A 12,352-nucleotide genomic window follows, 5' to 3' on the forward strand; every position below is an offset into this window, starting at 1 on the left:
GTCGGTTATGAAAGCTATCTCAAGTCCTTCACGCTATATCCAGGGAACAGGTATCCTGTATGAAAGTGCGGTCGAAATCTTGAAAATAGGTCACCGCCCCCTTGTTTTGTGTGACGAAACAATTTATAACAAGATTGGGAATAAGTTTATAAAAAATATTACATGTTATGGTTGTATGCCAATGACTTCCTTTTTAATGGGAGATGTTACAGACATTCAAGTATTTGCACATGCTAGAACTGCAGAAGAACATAAAGCAGACATGGTGATTGGCTTGGGTGGTGGTCGGATATTGGATATGACCAAATTAGTAGCAGGTTTGTTGGAACTTCCATATGTTTTGATTCCGACGATATTATCAACGCCTGCATCAACCTCTTCTTGTGCTATTCTTCATGAAGGGTATTCACGCAGTGATACGGTCAGGGGGCAACTGGGTGAACCTTCTTTGGTCATTGCAGATACACAACTCTTCTTACATCATGCCCCTTTGTTTATTTTGGAATTGGGATTGGTACGTTGTTTGACGTGTTTAGCGGCGGAGTCTATTTGCCAAGACGAAGAGCAGGTCAGTGTGATGGATCGCTTGCTCATTCAAGGTTGTGAGCAATTATTGCTCTCCAAAGGAAAAGATGCTTATCAGTCCTATCAATTACAGGCCACTAGTAAGTCTTTGGAAGATGTTGTCGAAGTCATCACCTTTTTAACTGGAATGGCAACGCATCATGATGCCGTTCGATTGGTTAGTCTGCTCTATACAGAAATCATCGCCCGCTATTCAGAAAGTATTCAAGGCAAAGAAGAACAAATTTTTACTTGTGTACATCTTGTATTGTTGCAATTGAGGAATTGTTCAGAAAAGGAATGGCAGTCTTATTTGGAATTTTATAGAGATTTAAACTTACTGCCACCCCTAAGCTCGTTACCATTTTCGTCAACTACTGGTCTTTCTCAAACCTGTCGAACCAGTCTTGAGGGGCTTCCAGTTTCAATTGAACAGTTGGAAAAAGCTGTACAAGAGTTACCGAAACTACTGTTTTCCTTAAAAGAATAATGATTTCACTTTAGTATTGAAAATTCTATCAAAACAAATATAATAAAGTAAATGAAAAATTACAGGAGGAATGTTTATGAAAGTTTTTGCTAGTCCGTCGCGTTATATTCAGGGCAAGAATGTCTTATTTCAAGGCGCTGAAGCTATCGGTAAATTAGGAACAAAGCCTTTGATTCTTTGTGATGATTTGGTGTACGGCATTGTTGGTGAGAAGTTTCTAACATACTTGACCGATGCAGGTATGATACCTTATCGTGTCGTTTTTAACGGCGAGGCATCCGATAAAGAAATTCAACGTGTGGTGACCCTCGGTCAAGAGCAAGCGAGCGATGTCATTATTGGCTTAGGTGGTGGAAAAGCTATAGACTCTGCTAAAGCTATTGCAGATTTACTTGCAGTTCCTGTTGTGATTGCTCCAACGATTGCCTCAACAGATGCTCCTACATCAGCATTATCTGTTATCTATACAGAAGAAGGAGCTTTTGAACGCTATATTTTCTACAAGAAGAATCCGGATCTTGTGTTAGTAGATACAGCTATCATTTGTCAAGCACCACCTCGTTTATTAGCCTCAGGTATTGCAGACGGTTTAGCGACCTGGGTTGAGGCGCGTGCTATTTTGCAAAGCAATGGAACAACCATGGCAGGAGGTGCGCAGACGCTTGCAGGTATTGCTATTGCTCAAACTTGTGAGAAGACCTTGTTTGATTACGGACTGCAGGCTATGGCTAGTTGTGAAGCCAAGGTTGTGACAACTGCCTTGGAAAATATTGTTGAAGCCAATACCTTATTAAGTGGACTTGGATTTGAAAGTGCAGGTCTGGCTGCGGCGCATGCTATTCACAATGGTTTTACTGCTTTGGAAGGAGATATTCATCATCTGACACATGGCGAAAAAGTTGCTTATGGTACCTTAACACAACTCTTCTTGGAAAATCGTCCTAAAGAAGAGTTGGAAAAGTATATTCGTTTCTATCAAGCCTTGAACTTGCCAACTACTCTAGCAGAATTGCATCTAGCTGATGCGAGCTATGAAGATTTGTTGAAGGTTGGTCAACAAGCAACTATTGAAGGCGAAACGATTCATGGTATGCCATTTGCGATTTCAGCAGAAGATGTAGCAGAGGCATTGTTAGCAGTTGATTTCTACGTTCGTTCCTTAGGAAAATAATTTGCTCTGTCCTGAGAAATTCAGTTTTCTCAGGGCTTTTCTTTTCAAAATATTATGGTATAATTATGAAATAACAAATTTTTAGAAAATTTTGAAGAATTGACTTAAAGGAGATTTCTATGGCTTATGTAGTAGCTGTTGTTGGTGCCACTGGTGCAGTAGGTGCCCAAATGATTAAAATGTTGGAAGAATCCACCCTTCCAATAGAGAAAGTGCGTTTCTTGGCTTCTGCTCGTTCAGCAGGCAAGACCTTGCAATTTAAGGGACAGGACATTGTCATTGAAGAAACAACAGAAACAGCCTTTGAAGGAGTAGATATTGCCCTCTTCTCAGCTGGTGGCTCTACATCTGCCAAGTATGCTCCATATGCAGTAAAAGCAGGAGCGGTTGTGGTGGATAACACCTCTTATTTCCGTCAAAATCCAGATGTTCCTCTGGTTGTTCCTGAAGTAAATGCTCACGCGCTTGATGCCCACAATGGTATCATTGCTTGTCCAAACTGTTCAACTATTCAAATGATGGTTGCTTTGGAGCCTGTTCGTCAGAAATGGGGCTTGGAGCGGATTATCGTATCAACCTATCAGGCAGTTTCTGGTGCAGGTATGGGAGCTATCTTGGAAACGCAAGCTCAGCTTCGTTCTGTCTTGAATGACGGTGTAGAGCCAAAAGCGGTAGAAGCTAACATTCTTCCTTCAGGTGGTGATAAGAAACACTACCCAATCGGTTTCAATGCCATTCCGCAAATTGATCTCTTCACAGACAATGACTACACTTACGAAGAGATGAAGATGACAAAAGAAACCAAGAAAATCATGGAAGATGACAGTATTGCTGTTTCTGCAACCTGTGTCCGTATTCCAGTCTTGTCTGCCCACTCTGAGTCTGTTTACATTGAAACCAAAGAAATTGCTCCGATTGATGAGGTAAAAGCAGCCATTGCAGCCTTCCCTGGTGCTGTTTTGGAAGATGATGTGGCAAACCAAGTATATCCGCAAGCTATTAACGCTGTTGGTAGCCGTGATACCTTTGTCGGTCGTATCCGTAAAGATTTGGATAAGGAAAACGGTATTCACATGTGGGTTGTTTCTGACAACTTGCTCAAGGGTGCAGCATGGAACTCAGTTCAAATCGCTGAAACTCTCCATGAACGTGGATTGGTTCGTCCAACTGCAGAATTGAAATTTGAATTGAAATAAGTTTGAGGACTTAGAAAAATCAAAGGCTGGTTTCAGCCTTTTTTGTCAAGAGAAAGAGAGAAAATCTATGTCTATTCAAGATTTACGCGATGTAAAAATCATTACAGCCATGATTACACCCTTTAAAGAAGATGGTGCAATTAACTATGATGTATTGCCAGAATTGGTCGAACATTTGTTGGCTCATCATACGGAAGGGATTTTGTTGGCAGGAACAACAGCTGAAAGTCCAACCCTTACACACGCTGAGGAATTGGAACTCTTTGCAGCCGTACAAAAGATTGTCGATGGTCGTGTGCCGCTGATTGCTGGTATCGGTACTAATGATACCCGTGACTCCATCGAGTTTGCCAAGGAAGTTGCGGCCTTTGGTGGCTTTGCAGCAGGTCTTGCCATCGTACCGTATTACAACAAGCCTTCTCAAGAGGGAATGTATCAGCACTTCAAAGCCATTGCGGATGCTTCTGATTTGCCAATTATTATCTACAATATTCCAGGTCGTGTTGTCGTTGAAATGACGCCTGAAACCATGTTGCGTTTGGCGGAGCATCCAAATATTATCGGTGTTAAAGAGTGTACCAGCCTTGCCAACATGGCTTACTTGATTGAGAATAAGCCAGAAGATTTCTTGATTTATACTGGTGAAGACGGCGATGCCTTCCATGCTATGAATTTGGGAGCCGACGGTGTTATTTCGGTCGCATCTCATACCAATGGTGATGAGATGCATGAGATGTTTACTGCCATTGAGCAGCAAGACATCCGAACAGCAGCTGCCATTCAACGCAAGTTTATTCCGAAAGTTAATGCTCTATTCTCCTATCCTAGTCCTGCACCAGTTAAGGCAGTTCTCAACTATCTTGGATTTGAAGTTGGCCCGCTCCGCTTGCCATTGGTACCATGCCCAGAAGAAGATGCCAAACGCATTATCAAAGTTGTAGTAGACGGCGACTACGAAGCAACCAAAGCCACAGTAACAGGAGTCGTACGACCAGATTATTAAAATAGTCAGGGGAGTGACTATTTTAACGCGAGCCTTGAAATAAGAGAGCGAGCAATGTCCAGTGGACGTTTTTAACCCGAGCCTAGAAACTGGAAAGCGAGGACAGTCAGGGGATAAGAATAGTCCAGTGGACTATTCTTACCTGAGCTTGAAAATAAAAAAGCGAAGTATTTTAACGCGAGCCAAGAAATAAGAGAGCGAGCAACGTCTGTGGACGTTTTTAACCCGAGCTCAAAAACCCGAAAGCGAGGATAGTCAGGGGATAAGAATAGTCCAGTGGAGTGAAACAGTTCGGGGAACTGTTTCAGCTGGTCACCAAGAACTACGAAAGTGACCACAGAAGACCTGAGCCTGAAAATAAAAAAGCGAAGTATTTTAACGCGAGCCAAGAAACTCGAAAGCGAGCTAGTCCAGTGGACGTTTTTAACCCGAGCCTAAAAACTCGATAGCTAGGTCAACCAAGACGTTAACTGTCATTTTCGACCTTTTATTTCAGTTTATCTAAACACATCAGTTATCTGGTGTGTTTTTTTAAAGCTGTAAACCTTTTCCAGAAAAAATCGAACAGTCAGTGCTATAATGGAGAGGAAGGGAGGTTGCGGAATGAATATTGTTATCATTGGTGCTTCATTTGCTGGCTTGACAACTGCAATGGAATGCCAAAAACGTTATCCACAAGCCACTATCTACTTGATTGACAAAGAAGAGAGTATCGCTTATTTTCCAAATGCACTGAATTGGAAAATAAAAGGAGAAATTTCAAGCTGGGAAGAAGCAAGAATTTGCTATTTTGAAGGGCTAGAGCAGTCATCCATTCAGTTCTTGCTTGGATGGGAATGCATTTCCATAGAAGCAGAATTAAAAAAGGTCAGACTGAAGCAAGAAAATAAACATCAGGATGTGACCTATGATTACCTTATCTTAGCTATGGGTGCCCAACAAGTCTGGGAACACCACTCGGTTGACCTGTCGGAAAAGATATTGACCAGTAAATCCATTGCTCAAGCCCAAAAGAGTTTTGAAAAGCTAGAAGAAGCAGAGAGTGTGACGGTAATAGGTGCTGGTCAAATTGGGCTTGAAAGCCTAGAAGCACTCAGTCGTCTGCCTTTGAAGCTTAGATTGATGGAGTCGCAAGAATGGCCCTTGGCCAAGTATTTTGATCAGGAAATGGTCGTCTTTATCTGGAATGAATTTGAACGGATAGGCTTGGACTATCATTTTTCAGAAACCATCAATGAAGTCAGCTTGAATGAACTGGGTCAAGTCCAGTTAAGCAGCTTGCAGGGAACCTACCTGTCTGATTTTGTTCTTTTGGGGACCAACTTTAGACCTCATACAGATTTGGTGGAAGGATTAGTTGACTTGCATACAGACGGCAGTATTCTGGTGGATGACTATCTTGAAACCAGTCAATCTGGAATTTTTGCGGTAGGAGATTTAATTCGAATGCCTGTGACCATGTTTGGGCAGGCCTATCTGCCCATGATCAATCATGCTATCTTGACAGGTCGCTTGGTTGCAGAAAACCTTTTGGCCAAGAAGAAGCCTTTAAGAGCTGTTGAACGCATTGTTTCCACCCATGTATTTGGTTATAATTTGACCAGTGTCGGCCTGACCGAAAGGGAAGCAAATTTGTGGTTAGATACCTCATCTATCCGTATTCAACAAGCCTTTAGTCAGTGGGATGAGGAAACAATCGACTTTAAAATGGTGGTCAGTCGAAAGGATGGACGCATACTTGGTGGGCAACTGGTGTCTACCTCTGATCATATAGCACAGATGAATGTGCTTGCTCTTGCCATCTCTAAGGAAATGACGGTGGAAGATTTGCTACAGGAAGCTTGGCTCTGTTTGCCAAGGAGGACGGATTTGCAACCATTTCTTGTTGAAGCAGCCAATCGTTATCTATGGCAAAAAGAGGATAGAGAGTAGGTGGTGAGCTGGTGCATATACTAGATTTATTAGAAAAACGGGAGCGTGCTATTTACCAGCTTTTCCTTCTTTTGAGAAAGTCGGTCACAGCCCTTGGGATAAAAGAGGCGGCTCAGGAATTGCATCTGTCTAAATCAACCTTGTTACGCTATGTAGAGAGTTTTTCTGAAGAGGTTGCAGAGGAGCCGTTTGGACTTGTTTTTCAGATTAGAGAAGAGGAAATCCTTCTGCACCGTGACGCAACCGTATCCATCCAAGACCTGTTTACCTTTCTGTGTCGAACGAGTGTGAAGTACCAGATTTTACTCTATTTTTTTGATAAAAATGAATGCTCTATTCCCATGTTGGCGCAGGATTTGTTACTCAGCGAGGCAACCTTAAACAGACACCTGTCCTCTATAAACCAAGTCTTGAAAGAGTTTCAGGTGACTATTCGAAGCGGTCGTTTGCGTGGCAGTGAATTGCAAATTCGTTATCTCTATTATCACTTGTTTTGGCTGACCCGGCCTTTAAAGGAACTAGAAAAGGACCGAGTATTTGTCGAACAACTGGGGCATTTGCCAATTTTTGAACGCTTTTACCAGTCCCCCTTTAATCCAAGACAGGCTCATCAGCTAGCCCTATGGTTGATGATTGTCCAAAAGAGAATGCGCTTGAAAGATTTGGACTTTCAGGCGGTCTATCAGCTAATGGCCCCTTATGAGCAACATAAATTCTATCGGCAACTGCGGCAACTGTTTTTGACCTTGAGCCAGCAATCATCGGCTTCCTTTCAAGAGGGGGACACCATGTCTGTTTTTGCATTTTTGTTCAGTCAAGGGATTTTGGCAGCTCATCAATTAGAACAGGTGTTGGGCTTTGGTGGTCCCATCATGGCAGCGACTAGTTGGGCCTTTCAACAGGTCAAGGTCTTATTGCAAACAGATTTGGCAGTGGAAGAGGGGGAACTCTATCATCTCAATCAGGTCTTTAGTCAGCTCTATTTTTTCACTTCCTGCATAGAGAGTGGCTTTGATGAACTTGGTTCTTATGAAGTGTCCGTGCAAATGGCAGCAAGCAGTATTTTACGCCATGTTTCCAGCGAGATTTTTGGGAGAAAGGAAGAGGTGGCAGTTTGTCATTTGAGGTCCTTGAGCCAGTTATTTTCTTATTTCATGCAGGTGGAGCCAGCTATGGTACAGATTGGTTGGGCATCCAGCTATCCATCTGTCATTAGTTCTCCAATCTTGCAAGTCCTCCGTCAGTCCTTAGAACGCAATCGGTCCATTCAAATCGAACCTGTCCAACCAGACCAATCCTATGATTTGGTTATCTGCCACGATTATCCTTGGGAGAAGAGCCCCTTTTTTCAAGTGTATGCTATGCCAACTGTTCAGGAATTGAAAGACCTAAAAAGTTTGATTCAGACAATTCATCAGCGCAAATTAGAGCAGGCCAAGCGCCTGGTTGAGCGCACACACTTCCGAATTGAACGACGGTGATAAACTTTCTAGTGTTCTAGGAAGTTTTTTTAGTAGCAACATTCTGCTTTATCAATTTTTTTTTAAAATCTAAAAAAATTGATAGGATTATTGTTAAAAAATAGTTTACAATAAAGTCACAAGGAAAACGGAAGCGTTTTCAAGAAAACAAAAATGGGGAGGACAGGATATGTCTGCAGAAAAATACATTATGGCCATTGACCAAGGTACAACGAGCTCACGCGCCATCATCTTTAACAAAAAAGGTGAAAAAGTGGGTAGTTACCAAAAAGAATTCACGCAAATTTTCCCTAAACCAGGTTGGGTAGAACACAATGCCAATGAAATTTGGAATTCCGTCCAGTCTGTCATTGCGGGATCCTTTATTGAAAGTGGTGTTCGTCCAGACCAGATCGAAGGGATTGGGATTACTAACCAACGTGAAACGACAGTTGTTTGGGACAAGGAAACAGGACTTCCAATTTACAATGCCATTGTCTGGCAATCTCGCCAGACAGCTCACATTGCAGATCAGTTAAAACAAGATGGGCATGCAGACCTCTTCCATAAAAAGACAGGTTTGGTTATTGATGCTTACTTCTCTGCAACTAAGGTTCGTTGGATTTTGGATCAAGTTCCTGGAGCCCAAGAGCGTGCAGAAAAGGGTGAAATCCTCTTCGGGACCATTGATACTTGGTTGGTATGGAAATTGACAAATGGTAAGTGCCATGTGACGGACTACTCAAACGCGGCACGTACTATGTTGTACAATATCAAAGAGCTCAAGTGGGATGATGAAATCCTTGAATTGCTCAATATTCCAAAAGCCATGTTGCCGGAAGTTCGTTCCAACTCAGAAATCTACGGAACGACAGCTCCATTCCATTTTTACGGAGCAGAAGTACCAATCTCTGGTATGGCAGGTGACCAGCAGGCAGCCCTCTTCGGTCAGTTGGCGTTTGAGCCTGGTATGGTGAAAAATACCTATGGAACAGGTTCCTTCATCGTCATGAACACAGGTGAGGAAATGCAGCTTTCTGATAATAGCCTCTTGACCACTATCGGATATGGTATCAACGGTAAAGTATACTATGCACTGGAAGGTTCAATCTTTATCGCAGGATCAGCTGTACAATGGCTTCGTGACGGTATGCGGATGGTCAAAGAATCACCTGAATCAGAAGAGTTGGCTCGCAAGTCAACTAGCAATGATGAAGTCTATGTTGTACCAGCCTTTACTGGTTTGGGAGCTCCTTACTGGAATTCAGAAGCACGTGGCTCTGTTTTTGGCTTGACACGTGGAACAACCAAGGAAGATTTTGTGAAGGCAACTCTTCAATCCATTGCCTACCAAGTGCGCGATGTCATTGATACCATGCAGATTGATTCAGGTATTGATATCTCTGTTTTGAAGGTTGATGGTGGCGCGGCTATGAACAGTCTTCTCATGCAATTCCAGGCGGATATTCTTGGTATTGAGATTGCCCGTGCGAAAAACTTGGAAACAACTGCTCTTGGTGCAGCATTCTTGGCAGGTTTGGCAGTTGGTTTCTGGAAAGATTTGGATGAATTGAAAGAATTAAATGCTGTTGGCCAATCCTTCCAACCAACTATGAACGATGCTCGTAAAGAACAACTTTACAAGGGATGGAAAAAAGCAGTTGCCGCAACACAACTATTTGCAGAAGTAGAAGAAGATTAAAATGGAAAAAATGGTTGGAAGGGACAATTCGTCTCTTCTAATCAATCCGTCTGAATAAATGTTAGGAAGTGAATCGTATGGAATTTTCAAAAGAAACAAGACGCTTAGCTATTGAGCGAATGCAGGATCGTCAACTTGACCTCTTGATTATCGGGGGTGGTATTACAGGTGCTGGTATGGCTTTACAGGCAGCAGCAAGTGGTATGGAAACAGCCTTGATTGAAATGCAAGACTTTGCCGAAGGGACATCCAGCCGTTCAACCAAATTGGTTCACGGTGGACTTCGTTACCTCAAACAATTTGATGTAGAAGTGGTTTCCGATACGGTTTCAGAACGTGCAGTTGTGCAAAATATTGCCCCACATATTCCAAAACCAGATCCAATGTTGCTACCAGTCTATGATGAAGAGGGTTCTACCTTTAGCCTCTTCCGCTTGAAAGTGGCTATGGACCTCTATGACCTCTTGGCTGGCGTCAACAATACAGACCTTGCCAATAAGGTGTTGACGAGAGAAGAAGTCCTAGAACGGGCACCTCACCTGAAAAAAGAAGGCTTGCTTGGTGGTGGAGTTTACCTTGACTTCCGTAACAATGATGCTCGCCTAGTAATTGAAAATATCAAACGGGCAGCCAAAGATGGTGCCTTGATTGCTAGCCGTGTCAAAGCGGAGAAATTCATCAAGGATGAGGCTGGAAAAGTTGTCGGGATCGTCGCTCGTGATTTGCTGACAGATAGTACCTTTGAAATCCGTGCACGTTTGGTTATCAATACAACAGGACCTTGGAGTGATGAAGTACGCAACCTCGGTGGCGAAGGTTCAGGTATCCTTCAAATGCGTCCAACCAAAGGTGTACATCTAGTTGTCGACAGCTCTCGCTTGTCTGTGCCACAGCCGACTTATTTTGATACAGGTCACGCAGATGGTCGCATGGTCTTTGTCCTTCCACGTGAAAATAAAACCTACTTTGGTACGACAGATACGGACTATACTGGTGATTTGGCGAATCCAATGGTAACTCAAGAAGACGTTGACTACCTACTAGATATTGTCAACAATCGCTTCCCAGAAGCAAACTTGACCTTGGATGACATTGAGAGCGGTTGGGCAGGTCTTCGTCCCCTCTTGTCTGGCAATGGTGCTTCCGACTATAACGGTGGTAACAACGGTAAGCTCAGTGATGACAGCTTTAATAGCCTGATTGAAACGGTCAAAGGCTACTTGAACAATGAAAAGACTCGTGACGATGTGGAACATGATTTGACACATTTGGAAGGTAGTGTTTCAGAAAAACACTTGGATCCTTCAGCTGTATCACGTGGCTCTGCCCTTGATCGTGATGACAATGGTTTGCTGACTCTTGCAGGTGGTAAAATCACAGACTTCCGTAAAATGGCCGAAGGTGCCTTGGAAAAAGTAGCAGACATTCTCAAAGAAGAACATGGTCGCAGCTTCAAACTCATCAATTCGAAGACCTATCCCGTTTCTGGAGGGGAATTGAACCCAGCTAACGTAGCAGAAGAAATTGAACATTTGGCTCAATTAGGGGTGAAAAAAGGTTTGCACTACGACGATGCCCTCTATCTTGCTAACTTGTACGGCTCAAATGCGCCAAAAGTATTTGCCTTGAACCATAAAGTAGAGGCTGTGTCTGACCTTAATCAACGTGACTTGCTTTCCCTTCATTATGCTATGAAGGAAGAAATGACCTTGACTGCAGTTGACTATCTTCTTCGTCGTACCAACTATATGCTCTTTATGCGGGAGCAGTTGGATGCAGTAGCACCTGAAATCATCAAGGAAATGGCAGCTTACTATGCTTGGTCTGAGGAAGAACTAGCTCAACAGGAAGGCTTACTTGCGGAAACCTTGCACAAAAATGATTTGAGCTATCTAAAAGAAAAATAATCTACTGGTAGGTGGGAGCTTGTTCTTCTATGGAAGAAGCTCCCCACCAGTTTATCAATAAGAGATTGATACAAGAGGAGAAGTTATGAAATTTTTACGTTCAACAATCGGTTATATGATTGCAGGCATGATTGTTATGAGTGTCTGGGGAGCATTTGCAGAAGCTTATGGTATTATCGGTGGTTTCTTCGCGGCTTTTATTATCATTGGTCCAATGTGGTATATGAACCACTATCTAGGACTTATTAAACATGATGCTGACTCAGCATTTGTTGATATGGGACTAGGTATTGCTATCTGCGGTATTTTTCGAGATGCATTTATGAAGGGATTTGGTACTATTGCTGATTCTTTACCGACTATCCTTTTGATTATCGTTGGGGCTACAATTGGTGGACTGGTTGCAGCTAAGATTGAAGAAGATATGGAAAAAGACTAGGAGGATTATCATGACAATTCAACAAGCAATAGCGACACTTGTAGGTGCCTTTGTTTTCCCATTTGTTATTCGATTGACCTGGGGAAAAATGGTCGAGCATTTTGGACCAATTGGTGGCTGGTTAGCAGCGGCCATGGTTGTCGGTACGGTATGGTGTCTCAATCATGGTGTCGGTCTTATGTCTCAATCAGGTGATGCCTGGGTCGATATGGGATTAGCAGCAGGAGTAGGAGTATTTGTAGCCTCTGTAGCACGTGGAGGAAAGGTTGGGAAAGCTACCAACAACATTCTAGCAGCACTTGTAGGTGGTATTTTAGGTGGCCTGGTCCTCTCATTCTTTCTATAATCATGAAGAGGCTGGGCAAAAACTAGCCGCTCACATATAAAAAAACGAGCAATTCCAATTAGGATTTGCTCGTTTTCCATTTCATGCTTTATAATTATAATAACGACAAAACAACTAGAAAGGCATGAAAATGTATAAACAG

The 12,352-nt window shown here is 42.7% G+C and carries 10 protein-coding genes; all 10 read left to right on the forward strand.

What is annotated here, in order from left to right:
- Positions 1-7: 7 nt before the first annotated feature.
- The 10 genes from C1E58_RS00790 to C1E58_RS00835 all read left to right on the forward strand — a co-directional run bounded on the left by C1E58_RS00790 (position 8) and on the right by C1E58_RS00835 (position 12,210).
- Complete coding sequence (locus C1E58_RS00790; RefSeq protein ID WP_105113527.1) at positions 8-1,054, forward strand: iron-containing alcohol dehydrogenase; 1,047 nt, start codon at positions 8-10, stop codon at positions 1,052-1,054.
- Positions 1,055-1,130: 76 nt separating this feature from the next.
- Complete coding sequence (locus C1E58_RS00795; protein ID WP_105113526.1) at positions 1,131-2,225, forward strand: glycerol dehydrogenase; 1,095 nt, start codon at positions 1,131-1,133, stop codon at positions 2,223-2,225.
- A gap of 119 nt (positions 2,226-2,344) precedes the next feature.
- On the forward strand, positions 2,345-3,421 hold the full coding sequence (locus C1E58_RS00800; RefSeq protein WP_105209030.1) for an aspartate-semialdehyde dehydrogenase: 1,077 nt from the start codon (positions 2,345-2,347) through the stop codon (positions 3,419-3,421).
- A gap of 67 nt (positions 3,422-3,488) precedes the next feature.
- The gene (dapA, locus tag C1E58_RS00805) at positions 3,489-4,424 is read left to right on the forward strand and encodes a 4-hydroxy-tetrahydrodipicolinate synthase (protein ID WP_105209031.1); all 936 of its coding nucleotides are present in this window, start codon (positions 3,489-3,491) and stop codon (positions 4,422-4,424) included.
- A 603-nt stretch (positions 4,425-5,027) separates the two neighbouring features.
- Positions 5,028-6,356, forward strand: coding sequence for an FAD-dependent oxidoreductase (locus C1E58_RS00810; RefSeq protein WP_105209032.1), 1,329 nt, complete (start codon positions 5,028-5,030; stop codon positions 6,354-6,356).
- An 11-nt stretch (positions 6,357-6,367) separates the two neighbouring features.
- A complete protein-coding gene (locus C1E58_RS00815) occupies positions 6,368-7,837 on the forward strand; it encodes a helix-turn-helix domain-containing protein (RefSeq protein WP_161951243.1) in 1,470 nt (489 codons plus the stop codon).
- 169 nt (positions 7,838-8,006) lie between these two features.
- Positions 8,007-9,518 (forward strand): glycerol kinase GlpK, encoded by a 1,512-nt coding sequence (gene glpK / locus C1E58_RS00820; RefSeq protein ID WP_105209034.1) that lies wholly within the window; start codon positions 8,007-8,009, stop codon positions 9,516-9,518.
- A 77-nt stretch (positions 9,519-9,595) separates the two neighbouring features.
- The gene (gene glpO, locus C1E58_RS00825) at positions 9,596-11,425 is read left to right on the forward strand and encodes a type 1 glycerol-3-phosphate oxidase (RefSeq protein ID WP_105209035.1); all 1,830 of its coding nucleotides are present in this window, start codon (positions 9,596-9,598) and stop codon (positions 11,423-11,425) included.
- Positions 11,426-11,510: 85 nt separating this feature from the next.
- The gene (locus C1E58_RS00830; protein ID WP_105113519.1) at positions 11,511-11,864 is read left to right on the forward strand and encodes a Lin0368 family putative glycerol transporter subunit; all 354 of its coding nucleotides are present in this window, start codon (positions 11,511-11,513) and stop codon (positions 11,862-11,864) included.
- 10 nt (positions 11,865-11,874) lie between these two features.
- Positions 11,875-12,210: a Lin0368 family putative glycerol transporter subunit gene (locus C1E58_RS00835; protein WP_105113518.1), complete on the forward strand. Its 336-nt coding sequence runs from the start codon at positions 11,875-11,877 to the stop codon at positions 12,208-12,210.
- Positions 12,211-12,352: the final 142 nt, after the last annotated feature.

Origin of the sequence: Streptococcus suis (assembly GCF_002964575.1) — a bacterium.
GTDB lineage: Bacteria > Bacillota > Bacilli > Lactobacillales > Streptococcaceae > Streptococcus > Streptococcus suis_R.